This is a genomic window from Curtobacterium sp. MCPF17_003 (assembly GCF_003224385.1).
Lineage (GTDB): Bacteria > Actinomycetota > Actinomycetes > Actinomycetales > Microbacteriaceae > Curtobacterium > Curtobacterium flaccumfaciens.
In genome coordinates, this window is sequence record NZ_QKLC01000001.1 from 229508 (window position 1) to 253272 (window position 23765).

A 23765-nucleotide genomic window follows, 5' to 3' on the forward strand; every position below is an offset into this window, starting at 1 on the left:
GCACAGATCGGCCTGCCCCGTCCGTCGGCCGGGTGGGCACCGCCTAGGCTTGACGGGTGAATCGGATCGCGCGCATCGCCGGTCCCGCCGTGCTCCTGCTCGTCGGGTTCGTGGCGCTGCTCACGGCACTCGTCATCGGCGGGGGCGCGAACCCCGCACTCATCGCCGACCCGGGGCCCGTCGTCCGCTTCGGACTGCCGATCGCCCGACTCGTCGTCGACCTGTCCGCGGCCACCACGATCGGTGGGCTCGTGCTGGCGACCATCGGCCTGTCGCGCTCCGGCCCCGAGTGGAACCGCGCGATCGACGTCGCCGCCGGGGCCAGTGGCGTCTGGACGGTCGCGTCGGCCGTCGCCACGTTCTGCACGTTCCTCAGCGTCGCCGGTTCGCGCATCAGCATCGACGAGCAGTTCGGGCAGTCGATGGGGGTCTTCCTCACCGGCACGGAGCTCGGGCTCGCCTGGCTCGTGACCGTCCTCGTCGCCGCGGCCGTCACGGTGCTCTGCTTCGCCGTCCGTTCGCGGGGCATGGTCGCCCTGACCGCCGGCGTCTCGATGATCGGCCTCGTCCCGCTCGCGCAGCAGGGCCACGCCGCCGGCACCGCCAGCCACGACGCCGCCGTGACGGCACTGGGGCTGCACCTGGTCGGTGCGGCGCTGTGGGTCGGTGGGCTCGTCATGCTCGTGCTGCTGCGCGGTGTGCTGCCCGGTGACCGGCTGGCCGCGGTGGTGGCCCGGTACTCGAGCATCGCCCTCGGCTGCTTCGTGCTCGTCGCCGTCTCGGGCACCGCGTCGGCGCAGATCCGCGTCGGGGCGCTGTCGAACCTGTTCACCCCGTACGGCACGCTCGTCCTGGTGAAGATCGGTGCGATCGTCGCCATGGGGGTCCTCGGCGCGGTGCAGCGCCGTCGGGCCATCCGTGCGCTGACCACCTCGCCCGGTCGGCAGCGGCCCTTCTGGACCCTCATCGTCGTCGAGCTCGCGGTGATGGGTGTGGCGTCGGGGTTCGCGGCGGCACTCGGACGGACCGCCACGCCGGTCGGCCAGATCGCCCTGAGCAAGACCACCGACCCGAGCCCGGCGGAGCTCCTGACCGACGACCTGCTGCCGCACGCGCCCGGTGCGTGGGGCTGGCTGACCCAGTGGAACATCGACCTGTTCTGGCTGATGGCCGCCGTGCTGCTCGCCGCGACCTACGTGGCCGGCGTCGTGCGACTGCGGCGGAGCGGCGTGCGGTGGCCGGTGGGACGCTCGATCGCCGCGGCCCTGGCGATCGTGTCCCTGGTGGTCGCGACCTCGGGCTCGCTGCACCAGTACGACCGGTTCCTCGTCTCGGCGAACGTCGGTGCCCACGTGCTGCTCGGCCTGGTGGTCCCCGCCCTGGTGTGGGCGGCGGCACCCGTCGCACTGATCCGCGCCGCCGTGCACCCCCGGGACGACGACAGCACGGGCGTGCGTGAGTGGACCGACGTCATCGTCGAGCACCCGTCCGTGCGGTACCTGGCGCAGCCGTTCCCCGCGTTCGTGCTCGCTGCGGCCCTGTGGTGGGCCTTCTTCGCCACCGATGCCGTCCGGTGGTCGGTGAGCGACCCCACCGGCCGCACCGTCAGCGACGCCGTGTTCCTGCTGGTCGGGCTGCTGGCCGTCCCGACGCTCTGCACGCCGATCCCCGCCGGGCACCGTCGTCCGACCACGGCTGCCGCGGTCGTCCGGATCGTCGGGGCCGTGGTGATCGCGGCCGGCACGGTCTCCCTCGGGATCGCCATGCGCGGGCCGCTCGGGCTGCTGCAGGCCTCGTGGTTCGGCGCGATGGGCCGCACGTGGGGGCCCGATCCACTCGTCGACCAGGCCCGGGCCGGCCTCGTGCTGATCATCGCCGGGGTGCTGCTCCTGGTGGTCGTGGTCGTGGTGGTGCTCGTGCGGCTGCGGCGTGGCGGGGGAGACCCGGTCGACGCCGTTGACGCGGCTGCCACCGGTGAGACCGTCACCGCCGGCGCCGCTGCCCGTGTCGACCAGGACGACCTGGACTTCGACGACGGCAGCGACGACCTCGAACCCTCGCCCGGGGCGGACGCCCGATGAGCATCGAGCTGAGCGACGAACAGCGCGCGGTCTTCGAGTACATCGAGCACACCCGCGACCACGTGTTCATCACCGGCCGGGCCGGCACGGGCAAGTCGACGCTGCTCAACCACCTGTCCTGGAACACCGAGAAGCAGGTCGTCATCTGCGCCCCGACGGGGGTCGCCGCGCTCAACGTCGGCGGCCAGACGATCCACTCCCTGTTCCGGCTGCCGATCGGACTCATCGCCGACGCCGAGCTGCGGCAGGGCCCGGACACCCGCAAGCTCCTCAACACGATCGACACCCTGGTCATCGACGAGGTGTCGATGGTCAACGCTGACCTGCTCGACGGCATGGACCGGTCGCTCCGCAAGGCCCGTGGTCGGCAGTTCGAGGCGTTCGGCGGCGTCCAGGTCGTGATGTTCGGCGACCCGTACCAGCTGCCCCCGGTACCCGGCGACGCCGACGAGCGCGCCTACTTCACCGACCACTACCGGTCGATGTGGTTCTTCGACGCCAAGGTGTGGCTCGAGGCCGAGCTCAACATCATCGAGCTCGCCACGGTGCACCGGCAGCGCGACGACGCCTTCGCCGCGATGCTCACCGCCGTCCGGCACGGACGGGTCACCGCGGACATCGCCGAGCAGCTCAACACCGCCGGGGCACGTCCGGCTCCGGACGACGCCATCACCCTGGCGACCCGCAACGACACGGTCGCCCGGATCAACAAGGCGGCCCTCGAGCGGCTGCCCGGCAAGGTGAAGACCGCCAAGGCCGACGTCAACGGCGACTTCGGCGGACGGAACTTCCCGGCCGACGAAGCCCTCGAGCTGAAGCCCGGCGCGCACGTGATGTTCCTGCGCAACGACGCCGACCAGCGCTGGGTGAACGGCACCCTGGGCATCGTGACGGCCATCCGCGACACCGTGTGGGTCGACGTCGACGGTGAGTCGTTCGAGGTCCAGCCGTCGGTGTGGGAGAAGTTCAAGTACTCGTACGACGCGGACAAGAAGGAACTCAAGAAGGACACCGTCGGGGAGTTCCAGCAGTTCCCGCTCCGGCTCGCCTGGGCCGTGACCATCCACAAGTCGCAGGGCAGCACCTACGACCGGGCCGTGGTCGACCTCGGCAACCGGGTGTTCAGCGCAGGCCAGACCTACGTGGCGCTGTCGCGGCTGACCTCGCTCGAGGGGTTGTTCCTCACCCGTCCGCTCCGGCCGCAGGACATCATCGTGGACCTGGACGTCCGGCGCTTCATGTCCGAGGCACCTCGCATCGTCGCCACCGAGCTCGAGGCCCCGAAGAAGCAGCCCGACGCCGAGCCCGACGCCGAGCCCGACGCCGACTGACGCGTCCGACCTGCGGCTGCCCGCGCCGCCGTTCGAGCGCCCCCCACGGCGCGGTGGAGCGGTCACGACTCCCCGTCGGCCCCGCCTCGAGCGGTCGTGTTTCGTCGCTCCGCGGTCCCACGGACGACGGTTCGTGACCGGCCGGCGGACCTGAGCGGGGAGTCGTGACCGGACGACACACCGCCGGACCCCCCCGCACACACGACGACGCCCGCCTGCCGGAGCGGCAGACGGGCGTCGGGGAGCGCGGTCGAGCGGGTGTGTCAGGCGCGCGCCGCACGCAGGGCGCGGAGGTTCTCCTTGTCGGCACCGAGCGCGGTGAGCAGCAGGAGCACACCGACGATCGCGTGGAACACGTTGTCCGTGGTGTTCAGGGCGAAGACGTTGGCCGAGGTGTCGACGAAGACGAAGCCGTACACCGCGAAGACGACGAGCAGGGCCCCGACGAGCAGGTTGCCGTTGCGCGATCCGACGGTGTTGCCGAGGCCGGTGATGAGCAGTACTGCGGCGAGCAGCACCCACACCAGGCAGAGCGCCGGGTTCACGCCGAATGCGTTCCACAGCATGCCGCCCTGGCGGTTGAAGAAGCCAGGGTCGCCGTCGGCGGCGAAGAAGAAGCCCAGGACGCCCCAGAGTGCGAGGACGCTGCCGGCCGTGAGTGCGAGACCCCGGTTCGGCGAGGCGATGATGCCCGGTTCCTTGATGGCCACTTCGGTTTCCTCCTCGTACACTGCCGACGCGACGTGCGTCGGTCCCGCGTGGTGCGACGGCCCGGCGGGGATCACCGATCCCCTCGTGTCAGCGCGCAGTGCACGGCCGACGGGGGTGCGGTTCCCAGCCTCCGGCCGGTGCTCCAACGGTATCGTGTCGGACCCCGACCGACCCAATCGCAGCGCCGCCGCCAGTCGTGCGACGAGCCCGACGACGACCACCCCGAGGAGGACCAGCCCGGTGACCTTGACACCCGAGCGCAGTGCATCCGAGTCGCGCGGACCGTGGGTCTCGCGACGGGTGCGGTGGGCTGCGCTGGCGGCTCTGGGGTTCGTGATCGTGCCTCTCGTCTACGGGGTCGCGGTGCTGACCCCGGTCGGTCAGAAGGCGGAGGACGCCGCGCTCGGCGGGGTCCGGGAGTCCGACCTGTTCAGTTCGGACACTGCGCTCAACGTCATCTCGGTGCCGGTGATCCTGTTGCTCGTCGTCGTGATCGTCGCCGTGGCGTTCTCCAGACGGCGGCTCTCGGTGGGGCTCGGCGCGGGGCTCGTGGTGCTCGCGTCGGCGGCCACCTCGACGCTCGTCAAGCGTATCGCCGTGCGCCCGGAGATCGCTCAGTCGACGACGCCGAACTCGTTCCCGTCCGGGCACGCGACGATCGCGCTGGCGGCGCTGTTCGCGGTCCTGATGGTCACCCCTCGTCGGTTCCGCCCGCTGGTGACCATCGTCGGTGCCGGGTACGCGGTCTTCGTGGCGAACCAGACCGTGGTCTACGGGTGGCACCGGGTCAGCGACATCATCGGTGCCTGCGCGATCGCGATGTTCTGGCTCGGGATCGTCCGCGCGGTCGGGCCCCGGGTCGACCGCGGGCTCCGGGGCGACCGAGACGGCCGGCGGGGGCCGCGGCGGGTGGTGAGCGTCGTGCTCCTCGTCGCGACCGGGGTCACGCTGGCGATCGGTGTCGCGGCGCTCGTGGTCGGCCTGACCGGCGACGGCGCGCACGACCACGCCGCGATCCTGGTGGCGGGACGGTTGGCGTCCAGTGCGAGCGTCCTGGCGGTCGTGACCATCGTGTGGTTCCTCGACGGGATGCACCACGCCGCGCGCACCGACCCGGCCACGCTGCCGGCCGCCCGCTGACCCGGGGAGGCGAGTCGGGCCTCCAGGCCGCCCGACCGACGGGCGTGAGCCTGGCGGGAATGCTGACGCGTGCGCTACGTTGTACCCAGCAAGTCGATGCAAACGCATCGAAATCGCGAAAGGCGGCGCATCATGCAGTTCGGCATCTTCACGGTCAGTGACGTCACGACCGACCCCACGACCGGCACCACGCCGGACGACACCCAGCGCGTCCGTGACATCCTGACGATCGCCGAGCACGCCGACCAGGCCGGGCTCGACGTCTTCGCGACCGGTGAGCACCACAACCCGCCGTTCGTGGCCTCGTCGCCGACCACGCTGCTCGCCTACCTGGCGGCGAAGACGAAGGACATCACCCTGTCCACGTCGACGACCCTGATCACCACCAACGACCCGGTGCGGATCGCCGAGGAGTACGCGATGCTCCAGGTGGTCTCCGACGGCCGCATGGACCTGATGATGGGCCGCGGCAACACCGGCCCCGTCTACCCGTGGTTCGGGCAGGACATCCGCCAGGGCGTCAACCTGGCGATCGAGAACTACGCGCTCGTCCGCCAGCTGTGGGAGAACGACGTCGTCAACTGGCAGGGCAAGTTCCGCACGCCGCTGCAGGGCTTCACCTCGACCCCGCGTCCGCTCGACGGTGTCCCGCCGTTCGTCTGGCACGGCTCGATCCGCACGCCGGAGATCGCCGAGCAGGCCGCGTACTACGGTGACGGCTTCTTCCACAACAACATCTTCTGGCCGATCCAGCACACCGAGCAGATGGTCGGCCTGTACCGCCAACGCTTCGAGCACTACGGGCACGGCCGCGCCGACCAGGCGATCGTCGGGCTCGGTGGGCAGTTCTTCGCGCGGAAGAACTCGCAGGACGCGATCAACGAGTTCCGGCCCTACTTCGACAACGCTCCGGTCTACGGCCACGGCCCCTCGATGGAGGACTTCACCGCCCAGACCCCGCTCACCGTCGGTTCGCCGCAGCAGGTCATCGACCGGTACGCCGCGATGAAGGACCACGTCGGCCACTACCAGCGCCAGCTGTTCCTCATCGACCACGCCGGCCTGCCGCTCAAGACGGTGCTCGAGCAGATCGACATCCTCGCGACGGACATCGTGCCGGAGCTGCGCAAGCTGAACGACGAGGGTCGCCCCGCCGACGTCCCGTCGGACCCGCCGTCGCACGCGGCACGTGCCGCTGCCGCGATGGCGGCCGGCACCGTCGGCAGCGACCACGTCGCCGCCGAGGACGAGTGGACGGGCGCGTCCGTCTGACGCGTGCCGTGAGCGCCACCACGAGCGGACGGGAGGCCCGGTGCCAGCTGGCACCGGGCCTCCCGTCCGTCTCGGCGCGCGTTCTCGGGCCTGCGCCGACGTCACGGGGTCAGCGACACCTCACGGGGTCGCTGGTGCGTGAGCTGTCGCTCAGCGCGTGAGCTCGGCAGCGGGCTCCGCGACGGGGCGGGCCGGCACGAGCTTGAGGCCCACGACGCACCCGACGATGCCGGCGATGAACAGCAGGCGCAGCACGGTGACGGGCTCCGCGCCGGTGGCCATGCCCCACAGCACCGTGAGGGCGGCGCCGGTGCCGGTCCACACCGCGTACGCCGTGCTGATCGGGATGTGCTTGAGGACGTAGCCGAACGCGACCAGGCTGATCACGATCGTGACGGCGAACACGATCGTCGGTCGGAGCTCGGTGAAGCCGTCGCTCTCGCCGAGGGCAGTCGCCCAGACGGTCTCGAGCGCGGCGCTGACGAACAGGACGATCCACGCCACGTCAGCTCACCACCTTGAGGCCGATGACGCACGCCACCAGGCCGAAGACCAGGGCGAGGCGAGCGAAGGACGCGGCCTCCTGCCGGCGGAGGATCGCGACGACCACGGTCAGGGACGCCCCGATGCCGACCCACACGGCGTAGGCGGTACCGACCGGGATGCTCTTCATCGCGAACGCCAGCCCCACCATGCTCAGGGCCATCCCGGCGACGAACACGATCGTGGGGACGACCTTCTTGAAGCCGTTCGAGGCGCTGAGGGCGGTGGCCCAGACGGCCTCGAGCACGCCGCTGAGCACGAGGATTGCCCATGCCATGACGATGTCCTTTCCTGCGGGAGTCGTTCGTTCTCGTTGTCGTACGACTGTGCGACAACGACACCGACGGTAGCACGAGTTCGTACGACTGTGCGAGTATGGCGTCGTGGCCAGGAGCATGGACGTCGACGAACGGCGCCGCACCGTGTCCGAGGCGGCGTGCCGGGTCCTCGCCCGCGACGGCCTCGGGGCGCTCAGCGTGCGGAACGTCGCCGCCGAGGCCGGACTGCCGCCGAGCACGGTCCGCTACACGTTCCCGACCCAGGCGAGCGTCCGCGAGCACACCATCGCCCTCGTGTTCGACCGGACGCGGGAGCGCATCGACGCCATCCCGGCTGACCTGGCACCGGCCCGACGCGCACGCCGGATCGTGCTCGAGCTGCTGCCCCTCGACGAGGAGCGGGTCATCGAGCTCGAGGTCTACCTGGCACTCGGCAACGCCGCGCTCACCGACGTCGCGCTCCGGCCGACGCTCGACCGGACCGTCGCGGCGATGCGGACGTGGTGTGAGGAGATCCTCCGGCTGCTCGGCGTGCCGGCGGACGACCGGGAGTACGAGGCCTGCCGCCTGCACGCGCTCCTGGACGGGCTCGCGATGCAGGTCGTCCGGCTGGCTCCGGGGGAGTCCGGCGACTGGGCGATCGACGTGCTCGACCGACACCTGGACGGCGTCACCGCGGGCTGATCGCGCGGCCCCCCCCTCGCACCGTGCGAGGCCTCGCGTGCAGCAGCGGGCAGGACGCGTCACCTATCCTGTCCCGGTGACGACGACCACGCGGCCGCCGCAGCGCACCCGGAGCCTCACCGGCCCCGGCCTGGTGCTGCTCGCCGTCGTGATCCTGCTCGGCATCCGGCTGTTCTCCCCGAGCATCGGGTCGACCGGGCTGCCGGACGTCGTGCAGGACTTCCTCACGCTGGCGATCAGCGTCGTCGTCGAGTCCCTGCCGTTCGTGGTCCTCGGCATCGTGCTGTCGATCGTCGTCGAGGTCTGGGTGCCGGTCGGCGCGCTCGAGAAGGTCCTGCCGCAGAACGCCTTCGGCCGTCGCGCCGTGATCTCCCTGATCGGCATGCTGTTCCCGGTGTGCGAGTGCGGCAACGTGCCCCTCGCCCGCGGCCTGATGATGCGCGGGTTCACCCCCGCCGAGGCCGTCACGTTCCTCGTCGCGGCCCCGATCCTCAACCCGCTCGTCATCATCAGCACCGCGCAGGCGTTCGGCTGGTCGGGGTGGATCCTGCCGGTGCGCATCGTCGGCGGGTTCGTCATCGCGAACCTCGTCGGCTGGATCGTCGCCGCGCACCGCCGTCCGGCCGACCTGCTGCTCCCCGCCTTCGAGGCACGGTGCCGTGCGGCCGTCGGAGCGCCCCGCGGCCTGCACCGCTGGCGGCAGAGCGCCGCGCAGTTCGGTGGCGAGACGGCGACGATGATGCCGGCGCTGTTCGTCGGTGCCGGCCTCGCCGCGGCGATCCAGGTCGCCGTGCCCCGCTCGACCCTGGTGGCCGTCGGCTCGAACCCGGTGCTGTCCGTCGCGGCGATGATGCTGCTGGCGATGACGGTGTCGCTCTGCTCGAACGTCGACGCCTTCTTCGCGCTGTCGTTCGCGTCGACGTTCCTGCCTGGGTCGATCACGGCCTTCCTGATCATCGGGCCGATCATCGACGTCAAGATGATCGCCCTGCTGCGCACGACGTTCCGGGTCCGCTTCCTGGTGCTGCTGTCCGTCGTGTGCGTCCTGTTCGCCGGAGCCGTCGGATTGGTGATGAATGTCCTCGTCTGATGCACGCAGCAACGCGGCCGCGTACCTGGGTCTCGGGTCGGTGCTGGCCGCGGCGCTCTGCACGCTGTGGCTCGCGCTGGTCGGGCACCTCGACCTGTACATCAACCCGCGGTACTCGGTGTTCACGGTCGTGCTCGCCGCCGTCGGGGTACCCGCGTCGATCGCCGGACTGGTGGCCACCGCACGCGGGTACGGCCACACGCACGGCGACGAAGCGGACGAGCACCACGCCGACGAGCACGACGACGCCGCCGATGCCCACGGGCACGACGCCGACGCCGACGCGCACGAGCCGCGCCCCGGCCGCGGTCGCGCCGTCCGCCTCGCCCTCGGCGGGGCCGCCGCCGTCGTCACGATCGGCGTGACCGTCGCGATGCTCGTCCTGCCCCCGACGACCCTGTCCGCCCGGACCGCCCAGCAGCGGAGCGTCGACTCCGCGACCCTGTCCAACGCGACCGGCTCGGAGTCCGCGGTGCAGCTGCTCGGCAGCGAGGGCGTCGACACCTCGGAGTACGGCGTCAAGGACTGGGCCGCGCTCATCCGGCAGACCACCGACACCACGGCCCTCGTCGGCAAGCAGGTCGAACTGTCCGGCTTCGTGGTGCCGGGCGACGACGGGTCCTTCACCCTCACCCGCTTCGTGATCAGCTGCTGCGCCGTGGACGCGCAACCGGTCGGCCTCGGCGTCGTGACCGGCGACGGCGACGGGACCGCCCCCGACGAGGGGCAGTGGGTCACCGTCCGCGGAGCGCTGGCCGCCAACCCGGACCAGTCCGCCGACGCCCGCATCGTCGTCAAGGCCGCGAAGATCACCGACATCGCGCAGCCCGAGGACCCGTATGAGTTCTGAGCGCCGCGGAGACCAGCGCCGCGGAGACCAGCGCCGCGAGCGCCGCCCCGTCGCGCACCGCTTCCACCGCCGGTACGTCGCCGTCGTGGTGGTCCTCGCCGTGGTCGCCGCGCTCGCCGCGGTCGTCGGCTCGCAGCAGGGCCCGCGGCTCCGCGACGTGTCCTACGACGCGACCGGTCTCGTCACCCGTCCGGCCCAGCGGGTGATCCTGACGGCGAACCAGGCGCTGCAGCGGGTCGCCGCCGACGACGTCCGGGTCAGCCCGGCTGCGGCGCACACCGTGACCTCGAGCGGCAACACGATCGCGGTCGAGTTCGCCGGGCCCCTGGCATACGACCGCGAGTACACCGTGACGGTCGCGGGGGTCCGGGCACCCGGGCAGCGCGCCACGTCCGACCTGACGGCGGCGATCCGCACCGGCAGCACCGACGTGCTCGCACTCGTGCCGGGGCAGGCCGGGGCGAAGGACCGCATCGTCCGGCGATCCCTCGATGCCGGAGGTGCCACCACCGTCTACGAGGGCACCGCGATCTCGGAGTACGCCCGGCTCGGCCGTTCCCTGGTGGTCGTGAGCGGCACGGACGCCAGCTCGTCCGTCGACATCGTGGCGCTGAGCGGTGGGGTGCAGGACGCCGACGCCCCCGTCGAACACCTCACCCTGCCGACCTCCGAGGGCCGCGTCACGGCGCTCCACGTCGCCGACGACGGTGCCTCGTTCGGGTTCGAGTACGCCGACACCTCGACCGGGCAGTCCCGGAACACCGGTCTGTACGTGGTCGACATGACGGGCACCCACATGCCCACGGCGATCGCGGCGAACGGCAAGCCGAAGACGGGCGCCGTGCCGATGACGGTCGCCCAGTGGGCCTTCGTGCCGCGGACCGAGAGCGCGCTGGTCCGGACGGGCAGCGACGACCTGGTGCTCGTCGACATGAGCGGTCGTGCCGACCCGGTCCGGCTCGGCAGCGCCACCTACCTGCACGGCTTCGTCGGCACCGGCACCACGGCCGTCGTCGAGACGGGCACCGGCATCGAGCGGCTGGACCTGACCGACGGGTCGAAGTCGGCGCTGCAGGCACCAGCCGCGAGCACCGATGCGGCCGTCCTCGGCCGCATCGCCCAGCTGTCCGACGACACGTACCTGCGGGTGCTGGGGGACGTGCGGTCGGACGGCACCATCGCGGCACGGATCGTGCGTGTGGACGGGGGACGTGCCTCCCGGCTGCCCGTGACGATCCCGGACGACGCGAGCGTCACCGCGGTCTGCCCGTCCCCGAACAGCCAGTTCGTCGCGGTCGCGACGAAGTCGGCGACCGGCGAGCTCGTGAGTATCGTCGACGCGGCCTCCGGCGCGCTCGAGGCGAGCATCGACGCGGGCTCCGTCGACTGGTGCGGCGCGCTGCCGTCCGGTGACGAGGTCGGCTGACGGCCCGGAGACGACAGACTGGAGGCCCGGTACCAGCTGGTACCGGGCCTTCCGTCGATCAGGTGGTGACGACTACGCCAGCGTGGCCGCGTCGATCACGAAGCGGTAGCGGACGTCCGAGGACAGCACGCGCTCGTAGGCCTCGTTGACCTGGTCGGCGCTGATGAGCTCGGTCTCCGGCAGGATGCCGTGCTCGGCGCAGAAGTCGAGCATCTCCTGGGTCTCGCGGATGCCACCGATGGCGGAACCCGCCCAGCTGAGCCGACGCGGGATGAGCGCGAAGGCCGGCACCTCGAGCGGCTCGGCCGGAGCGCCCACGTTGACGAGCGTGCCGTCGACCTTGAGCAGGCCGAGGTAGTCGCCCATCGGGATCTTCGCCGAGACGGTGTTGATGATGAGCTCGAAGGAGTTCGCGAGCTTCTCGAACGTCTCCGGGTCCTTCGTCGCGTAGTGGGCCTTCGCGCCGTAGCGCAGCGAGTCCTCCTGCTTCGAGGTGGTCTGCGACAGGACGGTGACCTCGGCGCCGAGCGCGACGGCGATCTTGACGGCCATGTGGCCGAGCCCGCCCATGCCGACGACGGCGACCTTGGTGCCGGGGCCGGCGTTCCAGTGGTGCAGGGGCGAGTACGTGGTGATGCCGGCGCAGAGCAGCGGCGCGACCTTCTCGATGTCGAGCGACTCGGGGACGCGGAGGACGAAGTCCTCGTTCACCACGACGGCCTGCGAGTAGCCGCCCTGGGTGATCGAGCCGTCGGCGTCGACACTCGCGTAGGTGCCGATGTTGCCCTTGAGGCAGTACTGCTCGTTGCCGGCGACGCAGTTCTCGCACTCGCCGCACGAGTTGACCATGCAGCCGACGCCGACGCGGTCGCCGACCTGGTGCTTCGTGACGTTCTCGCCGACGGCGGAGACGTGGCCGACGATCTCGTGGCCGACGACCTGCGGGTACTGGATGGGGCCCCACTCACCGCGGACGGTGTGGATGTCCGAGTGGCAGATGCCGGCGTAGGCGATGTCGATCTCGACGTCGTTCGGGCCGACGTCACGACGGGTGATGGTGGTCTTGACGAGCGGCTCGGTGGCTGACGGTGCCGCGTAGGCGTTGACGGTGCGCAATGATCTCCTCGTGGGGGTGGTGCGGGCCGGTTCCGGCCCGGATCCAGTGTGCGCGAGCCCGCGGCCGGGTGGGAGGTACAACCAGGACTCCCCTGTGCCCTCCCGACAGGCGGGTCGCGGCCCAGCGTGACCGCGCGCCGCGCTCAGACGAGCCGGGCGAGCCGCTGCCCGGCGATCGCGGCGAAGCGCAGCGGGTCGGCGAGGGCGTCGTCTGGCTCGCCGGTGGTCTGCGTCGCGAGCACGGTGAGCGACGCGGCAGCCGAGTAGTCGTCGAGCGGGGCCTCGATCGCGCCGGCGACGAGCATCGAGCGGGCACCGGGAGCGTGCGCAGCCGTCAGGGCACGGACCACCGAGGGCACCTTGCCGACGGCGCTCTGGCCGTCGAAGCACCCTTCGCCGCTGATCACGACGTCGGCACCGCCGAGCAGTGCCGGCAGTCCGAGGACCTCCGCGACGGCTACCGCCCCACCGGCGAGCGCGGCGCCCCACACCAGCAGGCCGAACCCGACACCGCCAGCGGCTCCGGCGCCCGGGGTGCCCGGATCGACGTCGGGGAAGCGCGCGGCCCAGGTGGCGAGTCGGTCGTCGAAGGACGCCACACGGTCGGGTGTGATGCCCTTCTGCGGGCCGAAGACGGCGGCGGCACCGTTCGGACCGAGCAGCGGCGAGGTCACGTCGGTGAGCACGGTGACGCCGAGCGGGGGGAGTGCCCGGAGGCCGTCGGTGCCTTCGCTGTCGAGTCCGAGCGCCTCGAGCACCGGACGCCCGCCGTCGGTGGACGCGCTGCCCCCGATGCCGAGCACGAGCCCCGTGGCACCGGCGTCGAGCGCGGCGGCGATCGCCTCGCCGAACCCGCGGCTCGTCGCCGTGTCCGGCATCGGTGCGTCGAGCAGGGGGAGGCCGCTCGTCGCCGCGAGCTCCACCACCGCGCGGCCGTCGGGCAGCCGCAGCCAGTGTGTGCCGACCCGGGTGCCGCCCGGGCCGGTCACGGTGACGGGGACCCGGACGGCTCCGGGGACGGCGGTCTCGAAGGCGTCGAGCGTGCCCTCGCCGCCGTCGGCCATCGGGACGAGCACCAGGTCGTCATCGGGCCGCTCGGTCAGCCAGCCGGCACGGACGGCCCCGGCGACGGCCGCCGCCGTCGCGGTGCCCTTGAACGAGTCCGGAGCCACGATGATGCGCACGGCTCCCACCGTAGTGGCCGGTCGCCAGACGCCGGCGTGCGCGCGCATGTGAGACGCCGGCGTGTGCGCAGGACGCCGCGTCGTCCGCGAGACGCCTCCGGATTCGGCGGCGTCTCGACGACATGACGGCGTCGAACGAACACGACGGCGTGCGGCGAACCCGTCGGTGCGTCAGGGCGCGGGCACCGGCTCCGGCAGGGCGAAGCGCGGGTGCGCCACTCCGCCCGTCACGAGGTCCGCGAGCATCTCACCGAGCAGCGGCGCGAACTTGAAGCCGTGCCCGGAGAACCCCGTCGCCACGGTGAGCGGCCCGACCCGGTCGATGACGAAGTCCTCGTCGGGGGAGTTGTCGTACAGGCAGCTGATGAACGTCGGCTTCGTCGCGTCCACCCCCGGCACGTACCGCGCGACGTACGCCTGCAGCCGTTCGGCCTCGGCCGGCACCGGCGTGGAGTCCCGGTGGTCCGGGTCGACGACGGGGCCGGTGCCGTGGAACCCGACCTTGACGCCCTCGCCCGGGGTGAGCAGCCCGTAGACGTCGTCGCCGTCGGCCCAGTGCACGAAGCTCGGCCAGGCCGCGTCCGGCAGGTGGCTGGGGAAGTGGGCCGGCTGCTCCTGGGTGACGCGGATGGCCGGGAGGCCCGACCCGCGTCCGGCGAGCAGCCCGCCGACCAGCGTGGGGGCCCACGAGCCCACCGCGGCCACCACGGACGCGGTACGGACCGCGCTGCCGTCGGACAGCGCCACGGTGACGTCGTCACCGTGGTCCTCGAGCCCGGTGACCCGCGTGTCGAACCGCAGGTCGGCGAGACCGGTCCGTCCGGCCAGCGTGAGGAACGCCTCGATCGTCCGGTCGGACCGGATGCGCCCGGCCGAGGAGTGGGTCAGCACGCGCCCCTCGAACGCGATCCCGGGCCAGCGCGCCGCCGCCTGGTCCGGGGTCAGGAACTCGTGCGGGATGTCCGCGTCGGCGAGGGCGGCGGCGATCGCGTCGACGACCTCGGGCCGACCGTGGTCGACGGCCCCCGTGCGGACGATGAGCTCCTCGTCAGCAGCGGCCTCGAGCGCTCCCCACAGTTCGAGCGCCCGCGTGGTCAGCGCGACGTACTCCGGGTCGGCGTAGCCCTGCCGGAAGATCCGGGTCGCACCGTGTGACGAACCGAGGTGGTGCCCGCGGGCGTGCTGTTCCACGAGCAGGACGCACTCGCCGCGGGCGGTGAGCGCGTACGCGGTCGCAGCGCCGACGACCCCGGCACCGATGACGACCACGGGTGCGATGTGTTCGGGGGAACCGGGAGAGGAGGACATGCGGCGAGCGTACGTCCGACGGAGCGAGTGACGGGAATCGAACCCGCGCTGCTCGAGAAGGCCAGATCGACGCGGTCCGGATTCTTCTCACTAGACGTGAGACCTTCCGGGCTGACGGGTCAGAACGACGAAAATGACGGCAAAGCTGATGCGCTTCGCCGTCGTTTTCGTGTTGTTCAGTTTTAGTTGAGGACCCGGTCCTCGGGTTCGCACTCGGTGCAGCCGCGGTGAACCTCGGGGTCAGGCAGAAACCGCTGCGCTGAAGGGTCGGCTCGCGGGACGTCCCCTACGCCGAACGTCGACGGTCAGATCTTCGCGAGTCCGCCCGCCGTTGCAGTCGCCGCGTCCCAGTCGATGTTCGCGTCCGGAGCAGCAGCATGGACTGCACCGGCTGCGCACCGCCGCTTCCGTCGCCGTGAAGAGCGGGTCATCGAACCCTGCGATGAGCGCAGCAACCGCGTCCTGCAGACCTCGGTACGCCTCGATGTCGTGCGCGTCGACATCAGCGGAGAGCTTGCTCGCAGCAGCAGCAGCAGCAGCAGCAGCAGCCCTCTTCCGTGCATCAGCGGTCGCCTCGTGGGCGTGCTCAATCACCCGCGCGTGCAGCGCGGCGACGAGCATGGCCGCCTGATCGTGCGCAGGTCCAGAGAGGCTCGCGACGCGCGTATACCGGTTCGCGGCCCATCTCCACGAGACCCTCCGACTCGAGTCGCGCGATCGCCTCTCGCACCGGGGTGCGCGAAACGCCGAGCCAGCTGGTGAGCTCCTCATCGTTCAGGCGCTCCCCAGCCTCAAGCGTGCCGTTCTCGATCGCCTCGAGCGTCTGCTCATAGACAACGTCACGGAGAAGGCGGCGAGGCCCCTGGCTGGCCGGAGACCTTGGAACAGGCATGCCAAAACCGCATACCGCATTACAGTCCCTAGCTCGAACGCCACTCCGGAGACGGCCGCAAGCGTTTCGATACCCGATCCCCTTCCGGGTGAGGAAACGGAGCGTCCCGCTGTGGCTGCAGCGTGACGCTCCGTTTCGTCTGGGGAGCTAGTTTGCGGCTACGGGGATGCTGCCCGTCGCTCGATCGTGTTCGCTGGCGCGGTCGAGTCCGTGGCCTTCGGTGTCGAGGTTCGGGATGATCTTCTGCATCCAGCGGGGCATCCACCACGCGGCTTCACCGCACAGGGACAGCAGTGCCGGCATGATCATCATCCGGACCAGGAAGGCGTCTGCGAGGACGCCGACGAGGAGTCCGACGGCGATGGAGGCGGCGACGGCCATCTCGCTGGTGGCGAAGCCGGCGAAGACGACGGCCATGATGGTCGCTGCGGCGACGAGGACGGTGCCGGACTTGGTGAAGCCGGAGTGCACCGCGTCCTTCGGGCTGAGGCCTCGGGAGTGCTCTTCTTTCATCCGGGAGACGAGGAAGACCTGGTAGTCCATCGCGAGGCCGAACAGGACGCCGACGAGGATGATCGGCAGGATGCTGAGCATCGGGTCGCCCTGCGGGGCGGCGATGAGCGGGTCGAGCCAGCCCCACTGGAAGATCGCGACGGATGCGCCGAAGGCTGCACCGACGGAGAACAGGTAGCCGAGGGTGGCGAACAGGGGCACGAGCAGGGATCGGAACATCACGATCAGGAGCAGGAACGACAGGGCGACGATCACGATGATGTAGGTGATCAGTGCTTGGTTCATCTGCGCGGTGTTGTCGAGACCGATCGCGGTCTCACCGGTGACCTCGACGCTGACACCGCTGATGGCGGTGGTTTCGTCGCGGATGTCGGTGACGAGCTGCTTCGTGCTGTCGGCGATGGGGCCGCCGGTCGGGATGACGGTCAAGAGCGCGGCGTCGTCGGACTTGGTGACCTGGCCGGGGACGACGGCTTCGACGTGGTCGAGGGCCGTGATTTCGTCCTCGACGGCGGTGAGGTTGCTCGTGACGTCGTCGCCCTGCACGAGGACGAGGAGCGGTGACTGGATGCCTCCGAACTCGTCGACGATGAGGTTGTACGCCTTCCGCTCAGACGAGGCGGGGTCCGAGCCGCCGGGGATGTTCGACGCGGTCTTCATGTCGAGTACGGGTGCGGCGATGACGCCAAGGACGACGACGGCGCCGAAGAGTGCCAGCCAGGGCCGCTTGGTGACGAAGGTGGCCCAACCATTCAGGAAGCTCTTCCGGTCCGCGGGGCGCTGCGGGATGGACTGGCCGGAGGCGAGGAGCTTGCGCTGCTTGCGGGGCAGCGCGCGCAGGCCGAGGGTCTTCAGGAGCACCGGCAGCAGGGTGAGGGACATGAGCACGGCCATGAGGACGCTGAACGCGCCGGCGAAGCCCATCACGGTGATCGTCTCGATGTTCGTCACGACGAGTCCGACGAGGGCGATGATGACGGTGAGGCCGGCGAAGACGACGGCAGTCCCGGCGGTTCCGGTCGCTCGGGCGACGGCGTCGACGACGGTGCGTCCTTCGCGGAGCTCGGATCGGAACCGGGTGAGGATGAACAGCGAGTAGTCGATGCCGACTGCGAGACCGAGCATCGTCGCAAGCGTCAGCGTGGTGCCCTGGATCGGGTTGATGGCGGAGTACGCGAGAACCCCGACGGTGCCGATGCCGACGCCGGTGATGGCGACGAGCATGTTCGCTCCGGCTGCGAGCAGCGAGCCGAAGGTGAGGAACAGCACCAGGAACGCGATCAGGACGCCGACGACCTCGCCGGGGCCGAAGGTGGCGTAGGTGTCGCCGAAGAGGTGCCCGCCGACCTCCGCGTGGAAGTCGGTTCGCTGATCGGCTGCGAAGTCCAGGACGGTGTCGTAGGTCTTCTCCTGGTTCGCCTCGGTGAGGCCGGAGAACGTCAGGGTCGACACGATGGTGGTGCGGTCCTTCGAGACCATGGGGCTCTGCTGGTCGAAGGGGTCGGAGACACTCTTCACGTGCGGCAGGCTCTTCGCGTCGGTGAGGACCTGTGCGATCTCGGCTGCGGTGGCCTGGTCGGTAACCTTCGCACCACCGCGGGTCTCGAGGACCAGCTGCAACGTTTTCGCGTCGCCGTTGTTCGAGGAGCCCACGTCGAACTTGTTTTGCACGGTGGTGAGCGCCTTCGCGGCCGGGGTGTCGTTGCCGGCGGACCCGGTCGCGTCGGTGTTCATGCCGGTGGCGGTCACCGCGGTGAGTGCGGCGAAGATCACCAGCCAAGCGGCGACGATGATGAGCCGGTGCCGGGCGCTGAAGCGTCCGATCGCGGCGAGGACCTTGGGCATGATGCTCCCGGAGTGGAGAAGTGGAAGCCGCACAAGGGCGTGCGGCTGGTACTCCTCAATGCTCCGGCGACCAGGTCGGCGGGACGTCGTCCCGATGAAGCGGCGTCTCTACTGCGATCGCAGTAGAAACAATCAGTCGACCAGGCCTGCCCGGTACGCGAGTGACACCAGTTGCGCTCGGTCACGGGCACCGAGTTTCGCCATGGCCCTGTTGGCGTGGGTCTTCACCGTGAACGGGGAGACGAACATCGTCCGGCCGATCTCCTCGTTGTCGGCGCCGTGCGCGATCGCCACGACGACATCCCGTTCCCGTGGGGTGAGGGCGTCGAAGCGGGCGAGCACGTCGGGGTCCACTGTCCGCGCAGGCTGCGCAGCCACCTGGCTGATCACGGCTGCTTGTGCGGCCGCGGAGAGCGCACCGCCACCGAGCACGACTTCTCGGATCCCGGCGACGAGCTCGGACGGTCCGACGGTCTTGCCCAAGAATCCGTTCGCGCCGGCGCGCAGCGCGGCGACGACGATGTCGTCGTGCTCGAACGTGGTCAGGATGATGATCCTGGTCTGCTCGGCCGTGAAGGTCGCGCGGATCCGACGCGTGGTCTCGACACCGTCGATGCCCGGCATCCGTATGTCGAGCAGGACGACGTCGACCGGTGTGGTGCGGAGTGCTTCCAGGGCCTCGAAGCCGTCACCGGCTTCGCCGACGACGGTGAGGTCGTCCTGGGAGTCGAGGATGGTCCGCAGTCCCACGCGGATCATCGCCTGGTCATCCACCAGCAGGATCGTCGTCATCAGCGTGGTCCTTCCGTGATCGGGATGGAGGCGCGCACGGTGAAATGCGCCTCGTCGTCCTCGACGTCAAGGAGGCCACCGGCAGCGGCGACGCGTTCGCGCATGCCGATCAATCCGAACCCGCTGCCGTGTCCATTGTCTGCTGTCGAGCGACGGTTCCGCGCGTCGATCGTGATGTGGCCTCCGTCGGTGCTGATGGAGAGGGCGACTTGGCCTGCGCCGTACCGATGGGCGTTCGTGAGCGCCTCTTGCGTGACGCGGTAGACGGTCATCCCGGTCACGGGCGCCACCTCACCTGCCGGCAAGGTGATGTCGCTGTGGATGTCCAGTCCGACCCCCTCGAACGATGCGATGAGCGCAGGCAACGACGCCAGGCCCGCGACTGTGTGGTCAGGGGTTCGATCACGGGAACGCAGGAGCTCGAGGATCTGCTGCGTTTCGCCGGTCACCGCGCGGAGGGCTTCGCGTGCTTCCGCGGCTGCCCGTGCGGCAGCATCCGGCTTGTGGTGCACGGTCACTTCGACTGCGCCGAGGTGCATGCTCGCCACCGCGATCTGGTGGCCGACCACGTCGTGGAGGTCGCGGGCGATCCGCAGGCGCTCCTCGTCGACTCGCCGACTGGCTTCCGCATCTCGTGTCGCGATCGCTTCCCGGGCGTGCGCCCGCAAGCTCGCCCAGTACTGCTGTTGGCTGCGGATACCAGCACCAGCGGCTCCGCCTGCGATGCACGCTGCGAACGCTGCCAACGCATCCGGGCTGACGTACCCACCCGTGTTCACTGACACGACGAGGTACACGGGGAACGCGCTCACGATGATGCCGCGGACGGGAGGAGCTCCTCGCAACGTGATCGCGAAGAGCACGAACACGACAATGGTCCATTCAGCAGTCGGATCCCACGCTTGCACGGCGGTCATCGCGGTACCCGCGACCGCGAGGAGCAGGCCGAGCCAGGGCCAGCGCCCAGCGATCAGGGCGCCCACGGCACCGAGTACGACCCCGACGAGCAGCAGCAGGGTGTCGCCGTGCAGCACGATGCGCACGCTGTCGATGACGGCAGCGATGATCGCGACGACGGTGGCACCCATCGGGAGGACGGTCGGCCACCGCAACCACCAGGGATTCCGTGGCAGCGCGATGTCGCCCGTGCTCGTCATCATCCGAGTGTGGCTGTTCCGCCAGGGTGACGTGTACTGCGAACGCAGTACATCGGCCGGTCCCGATCGACGACGCCCACGATCCGCAGCCGATCGATGATCGACGTATCGCTTCTGGAAAGGACTCGATCATGACCGTCACCACCCGCCCCCCACTTGCCTCAACCCGTTCCTCGCAGCGCCGAGCGATCATCCGTGTGCCACAGATCGCGGCATGGGGAACCCTCAAGGGGCTCTCCGAAGTCATCCGGTTCACGGGGTTCATGACGATCCTCGCCGCCATGGGCGTCGACGCCGGTGCCCGCAGCGTCATCAACCGATAGGACGAGGCCATGCAACGAGCCATCCGACCTGAGGACATCACGCTCCTCAACACGCAACCACTCGACCTCACCGCCTACCTCCGCGACCTCGAGTCCGAAGACGGTTCGAGGTCATCGTCCGAACAGGGCTGAACCGGCACCATCGCTTCGGGGCGGTGACTGACTCCGCCGTGCGTTCTGCGCGTGCGCTTCAGGGCGCACCGGTCAGCGTGCGCTGCAGAGCAGCGCCGTACCACCGAACGATGACGTCCGCTGGAGTGTCCAACAGGAACTGGTCCGGCCGCACCGCGAGGACGTCCATCAGGCCTTGCACCTGCGCCGTGAAGAGGTGGGCGCGCAGCTCGGCGTCCTCCCCATCCAGACGAGCAGCGAGCGGGATGACGAAGTCTTCGATCAACGCTCGGCGGAGCTTCTCGGCCACCTCTGGCCGGTCGGACGCGCGGATGAGCGCGGCGTACGGACCGAGACCGCCCTCTCGTCCACTCATGATCAGGCGCGTGATCGCGTGACCCACCTGGTCGACGGGCCCGTCGAACACTTCCCGCCACACGGGGGGCAACGACATGGTCTCCAGGAACAGGCCCTCCTTCGACCCGAAGTGGCGGATGACGATCGCCGGGTCGACACCGGCGGTCCGCGCGATGTCCCGCACACCGGTGGCGTGGTAGCCCTCCTCGGCGAACATCGCCGTCGCAGCGGCCCTGATGGCGTCCTTGACCTTCGCCGATCGGTCCGCCCTCGGGCGCGTTCCCTTGTCGTCCATCGTTCGATCATCCCATCTGTCCTGCAATCGTCCGGATTTTGTCAACGGTGTTGACAGACAGGCTGTCAACAGGGTTGACTGTTGTCAACATCGTTGATCCAGGAGAGTCATGTCCCAAGCAAGCCCCCCGCAGGACGACGCGGAACCGAAGGAGCGCAACGCTCTCCTCCGTGTCCTGCCCGCGTTCGTCATGCCGCTGTTCTTCGTCGTCTTCTTCCCGCTCGCGTTCGGAAGCGCCATCCACAACCCAGCCCCGAACGACCTGTCATTGACGATCGCCGGGCCGGCGCAGGTCGTCACCGACATCACGACGAAGCTCGACGACCAAGCGGCGTTCGCCGCGACTCAGACCGACGTCCTCACCGAAGCACGTGGGAGCGTCGAGCGTCGGGACACGACGGGAGCGATCAAGATCGAGCCGGTCACCACTGCTGCCGACAAGGCCTCCGCTGCGGAGAAGCAGCAGTTCGCGGTCACCACCTACGTCGCCAACGGCGGCGGCCGACCCGCCGCCTCAGCGGTACAGGCCGTCGGCGATCAGGTCGCAAAGCAATTGGGGACGACCGCGAAGACCGTCGACGTCGCCCCGCTGTCGAAGGAAGACAGCGTCGGCACGTCGCTGTTCTACCTCCTCGTCTACTCGTCGCTGGCGGGGTACCTCGTGATCATCGTGCTCATGCAGGTCGCTCCGAAGGCGAAGCTCGCCACCCGGTTCGCCGTCATCGGAGCGTCCGCCATCGCAGCCCCGATCCTCACGTTCGCCATGGCCTCGATCTTCGTCGGTGACTACGGCGCATCCTTCGGAACCATCGTCGGCGTCCTCGCGATCGACGCGCTCTACGTGTTCACCGTCGGCAACATCGCGATCCTCGCGCAACAGTTCCTCGGGAACGCGGCGACCATCGCGATCATGGGCCTGGTCGTCTTCCTCAACTTCCCGTCGGGGGGCGGCGCCATCCCACACGACATGTTGCCCACGTTCTGGCAGCACGTCCACGACACCTACTTCGGTGCCGGCGCCTACGAGTCGTTCCGGTCCCTGATCTACTTCGGCGGCAACGGCGTCGGACGCTGGCTGCCGCAGCTGGCCGCCTGGACCGTCGGACTGCTGCTGGTCAACCTCGTGGTCCACCTCACCAAGACCAACCGACACCAGCAGGCCGAACTCGCCGAGCTGCGCCCCGCACCGCTGGAGCACCGCCACCTGGTGGTCGAACCAACGGAACAGCCCGCACCGCAGCCCGCACTGACCGCCGAGGAGACTGCCCGATGAACGCCCACGCGGAACACCGCGCCCCCCAATCCACCGGCGACAGCGACCTCATGACCATGCCGGAGAACCACCTGGACCAGGTCGTCAGCACCGGTTCCGTCGATGAACGCCGGCAAGCCTCCACGAAGACCCGCATCATCGCCGTGGTGATGATGCCGCTGTTCTTCATCATCACCTTCAGCCTCTGCTACCTCAGCGCTCTCCACGCACCCGCTCCGCACGACTTCCCACTCACGGTGGCGGGGCCGGCCAGCGTCACGAAGCAGATCGCCGCGAAGGTCGACGACCGCGCCGAGGGTGCCTTCGAGATCACCCGCACCACGAGCACCGCCGCAGCGACGCAGGACGTGGCGGACCGCGACGCCGCCGGCGCGATCCTCATCGACAACGACGGCAACGTGACCACGGTCATCGCCTCCGGAGGTGGCCGGACCGCTGTCGGCGCCGTGCAGGACCTCGGCGCCCAGGTGGCCGACGAGCTCGGCGGATCGGTCACCGCGAAGGAGGTCGCTCCCACCACGAGTGGTGACCCGGGCGGTAGCGTGCTGTTCTTCCTCCTCGTCGCCTGCACCGTCGGCGGCTTCATGACCATCACCGTCGTCGCACAGGCCATGCCCCGAGCGACGACCCGGGCCGCCGCGGGTGTCGCCGCCATCGCGGCGGTCCTCGTCCCTGTCATCGCCTTCGGGATGCTCAGCATTTTCGTCGGTGACTACGACCGCACCTTCGGTGAGATCGCCGCAGTGCTGGGGGTGGGCATGCTCTACACGTTCACGGTCGGGTTGCTCTCCATCGTGCTGAACACGTTCCTCCGCAACGCGGCGATCTTCGGGCAGATCCTGTTCCTCGTCGCACTGAACTTCCCCTCGAGCGGTGGGAGTTCCCCCGTGTCGATGCTGCCGACGTTCTGGCAGGGCGTGCACAACAGCTGGTTCGGCGCAGGTGGCTACGAAGCGATGCGCAGCATCATCTACTTCGACGGCGCGAACGCCGGTCGTTGGATCCTGCAGCTCGGCATCTGGGCGGTCGCCGCAGTCGTCCTGACCGTGCTGGCCGGTCGAGTGGCCCGGAAGCGCCGCTCGAGCACCCCCGACGGCGTCGAGAGCGGGACCGTGACCGCGGCCGCCGGTGTCGGATTCTGACCACCACTCGGCGTGCACACGCACGCCGTCCATGAGGGCGCTCTCGAGCGC

The 23765-nt window shown here is 70.1% G+C and carries 24 protein-coding genes; 12 read left to right on the top strand and 12 right to left on the bottom strand.

What is annotated here, in order from left to right; genetic code table 11:
- Window positions 1–56: 56 nt before the first annotated feature.
- Window positions 57–2081 (top strand): cytochrome c oxidase assembly protein, encoded by a 2025-nt coding sequence (locus DEJ30_RS01145; RefSeq protein WP_110858676.1) that lies wholly within the window; start codon window positions 57–59, stop codon window positions 2079–2081.
- Entirely contained in the window at window positions 2078–3412 is a 1335-nt protein-coding gene (locus DEJ30_RS01150) for an ATP-dependent RecD-like DNA helicase (protein WP_110858677.1), read from the top strand. Before DEJ30_RS01145 ends, DEJ30_RS01150 begins: the two co-directional genes overlap by 4 nt.
- 263 nt (window positions 3413–3675) lie before the next feature.
- Here the strand turns inward: DEJ30_RS01150 and DEJ30_RS18000 are convergent, their stop codons facing one another.
- A complete protein-coding gene (locus DEJ30_RS18000) occupies window positions 3676–4122 on the bottom strand; it encodes a DUF4383 domain-containing protein (protein WP_181419938.1) in 447 nt (148 codons plus the stop codon).
- Between the two features lie 241 nt (window positions 4123–4363).
- On the opposite strand from DEJ30_RS18000, the gene DEJ30_RS01160 reads away from it, so the two are divergent.
- Both DEJ30_RS01160 and DEJ30_RS01165 read left to right on the top strand, forming a co-directional pair.
- Window positions 4364–5263, top strand: coding sequence for a phosphatase PAP2 family protein (locus tag DEJ30_RS01160; protein ID WP_181419939.1), 900 nt, complete (start codon window positions 4364–4366; stop codon window positions 5261–5263).
- Between the two features lie 132 nt (window positions 5264–5395).
- On the top strand, window positions 5396–6535 hold the full coding sequence (locus DEJ30_RS01165; protein ID WP_027464948.1) for a CE1758 family FMN-dependent luciferase-like monooxygenase: 1140 nt from the start codon (window positions 5396–5398) through the stop codon (window positions 6533–6535).
- 150 nt (window positions 6536–6685) lie between these two features.
- Here DEJ30_RS01165 and DEJ30_RS01170 read toward each other — a convergent pair whose 3' ends face one another.
- Together DEJ30_RS01170 and DEJ30_RS01175 are read right to left on the bottom strand one after the other, a co-directional pair.
- The gene (locus DEJ30_RS01170; protein ID WP_027464947.1) at window positions 6686–7039 is read right to left on the bottom strand and encodes a multidrug efflux SMR transporter; all 354 of its coding nucleotides are present in this window, start codon (window positions 7037–7039) and stop codon (window positions 6686–6688) included.
- A 1-nt stretch (window position 7040) separates the two neighbouring features.
- Complete coding sequence (locus tag DEJ30_RS01175; RefSeq protein WP_027464946.1) at window positions 7041–7355, bottom strand: multidrug efflux SMR transporter; 315 nt, start codon at window positions 7353–7355, stop codon at window positions 7041–7043.
- A gap of 106 nt (window positions 7356–7461) precedes the next feature.
- On the opposite strand from DEJ30_RS01175, the gene DEJ30_RS01180 reads away from it, so the two are divergent.
- The 4 genes from DEJ30_RS01180 to DEJ30_RS01195 all read left to right on the top strand — a co-directional run bounded on the left by DEJ30_RS01180 (window position 7462) and on the right by DEJ30_RS01195 (window position 11406).
- Window positions 7462–8040, top strand: a complete 579-nt coding sequence (locus DEJ30_RS01180) for a TetR/AcrR family transcriptional regulator (protein ID WP_258369761.1) — start codon at window positions 7462–7464, stop codon at window positions 8038–8040.
- Between the two features lie 76 nt (window positions 8041–8116).
- Window positions 8117–9130, top strand: coding sequence for a permease (locus DEJ30_RS01185; protein ID WP_110858681.1), 1014 nt, complete (start codon window positions 8117–8119; stop codon window positions 9128–9130).
- Window positions 9117–9980, top strand: a complete 864-nt coding sequence (locus DEJ30_RS01190; protein WP_110858682.1) for a TIGR03943 family putative permease subunit — start codon at window positions 9117–9119, stop codon at window positions 9978–9980. Before DEJ30_RS01185 ends, DEJ30_RS01190 begins: the two co-directional genes overlap by 14 nt.
- Window positions 9970–11406: a hypothetical protein gene (locus DEJ30_RS01195; protein WP_110858683.1), complete on the top strand. Its 1437-nt coding sequence runs from the start codon at window positions 9970–9972 to the stop codon at window positions 11404–11406. The genes DEJ30_RS01190 and DEJ30_RS01195 overlap by 11 nt, the downstream gene beginning before the upstream one ends.
- A 72-nt stretch (window positions 11407–11478) precedes the next feature.
- Here the strand turns inward: DEJ30_RS01195 and DEJ30_RS01200 are convergent, their stop codons facing one another.
- From DEJ30_RS01200 to DEJ30_RS01230, 8 genes are all read right to left on the bottom strand, one after another.
- Window positions 11479–12522, bottom strand: coding sequence for an NAD(P)-dependent alcohol dehydrogenase (locus tag DEJ30_RS01200; protein WP_110858684.1), 1044 nt, complete (start codon window positions 12520–12522; stop codon window positions 11479–11481).
- A 143-nt stretch (window positions 12523–12665) separates the two neighbouring features.
- Window positions 12666–13754, bottom strand: coding sequence for a glycerate kinase (locus tag DEJ30_RS01205; RefSeq protein WP_110858685.1), 1089 nt, complete (start codon window positions 13752–13754; stop codon window positions 12666–12668).
- A gap of 123 nt (window positions 13755–13877) precedes the next feature.
- A complete protein-coding gene (locus tag DEJ30_RS01210; protein ID WP_110858686.1) occupies window positions 13878–15014 on the bottom strand; it encodes an FAD-dependent oxidoreductase in 1137 nt (378 codons plus the stop codon).
- A gap of 240 nt (window positions 15015–15254) precedes the next feature.
- Window positions 15255–15635 carry a hypothetical protein gene (locus DEJ30_RS18440; RefSeq protein WP_181419971.1) on the bottom strand — a complete coding sequence of 127 codons (381 nt, stop codon included), beginning with the start codon at window positions 15633–15635 and terminating at the stop codon, window positions 15255–15257.
- On the bottom strand, window positions 15601–15906 hold the full coding sequence (locus DEJ30_RS18445; protein ID WP_181419940.1) for a GntR family transcriptional regulator: 306 nt from the start codon (window positions 15904–15906) through the stop codon (window positions 15601–15603). Before DEJ30_RS18445 ends, DEJ30_RS18440 begins: the two co-directional genes overlap by 35 nt.
- Window positions 15907–16053: 147 nt before the next feature.
- Window positions 16054–18264, bottom strand: coding sequence for an MMPL family transporter (locus DEJ30_RS01220; protein WP_110858687.1), 2211 nt, complete (start codon window positions 18262–18264; stop codon window positions 16054–16056).
- A gap of 132 nt (window positions 18265–18396) precedes the next feature.
- Entirely contained in the window at window positions 18397–19056 is a 660-nt protein-coding gene (locus tag DEJ30_RS01225; protein ID WP_110858688.1) for a response regulator transcription factor, read from the bottom strand.
- A complete protein-coding gene (locus DEJ30_RS01230) occupies window positions 19056–20144 on the bottom strand; it encodes a sensor histidine kinase (protein WP_181419941.1) in 1089 nt (362 codons plus the stop codon). The genes DEJ30_RS01225 and DEJ30_RS01230 overlap by 1 nt, the downstream gene beginning before the upstream one ends.
- A gap of 200 nt (window positions 20145–20344) precedes the next feature.
- Here DEJ30_RS01230 and DEJ30_RS01235 point away from each other — a divergent pair, with 200 nt between their 5' ends.
- Window positions 20345–20536 (top strand): hypothetical protein, encoded by a 192-nt coding sequence (locus DEJ30_RS01235; protein WP_110858690.1) that lies wholly within the window; start codon window positions 20345–20347, stop codon window positions 20534–20536.
- A 9-nt stretch (window positions 20537–20545) separates the two neighbouring features.
- Window positions 20546–20668, top strand: coding sequence for a hypothetical protein (locus DEJ30_RS18450; protein WP_258369763.1), 123 nt, complete (start codon window positions 20546–20548; stop codon window positions 20666–20668).
- 58 nt (window positions 20669–20726) lie between these two features.
- Here DEJ30_RS18450 and DEJ30_RS01240 read toward each other — a convergent pair whose 3' ends face one another.
- Window positions 20727–21299 (bottom strand): TetR family transcriptional regulator, encoded by a 573-nt coding sequence (locus DEJ30_RS01240; RefSeq protein ID WP_110858691.1) that lies wholly within the window; start codon window positions 21297–21299, stop codon window positions 20727–20729.
- Between the two features lie 109 nt (window positions 21300–21408).
- Here DEJ30_RS01240 and DEJ30_RS01245 point away from each other — a divergent pair, with 109 nt between their 5' ends.
- Both DEJ30_RS01245 and DEJ30_RS01250 read left to right on the top strand, forming a co-directional pair.
- Window positions 21409–22572, top strand: coding sequence for an ABC transporter permease (locus DEJ30_RS01245; RefSeq protein ID WP_110858692.1), 1164 nt, complete (start codon window positions 21409–21411; stop codon window positions 22570–22572).
- A 50-nt stretch (window positions 22573–22622) separates the two neighbouring features.
- On the top strand, window positions 22623–23714 hold the full coding sequence (locus DEJ30_RS01250) for a hypothetical protein (RefSeq protein ID WP_146238463.1): 1092 nt from the start codon (window positions 22623–22625) through the stop codon (window positions 23712–23714).
- Window positions 23715–23765 lie beyond the last annotated feature (51 nt).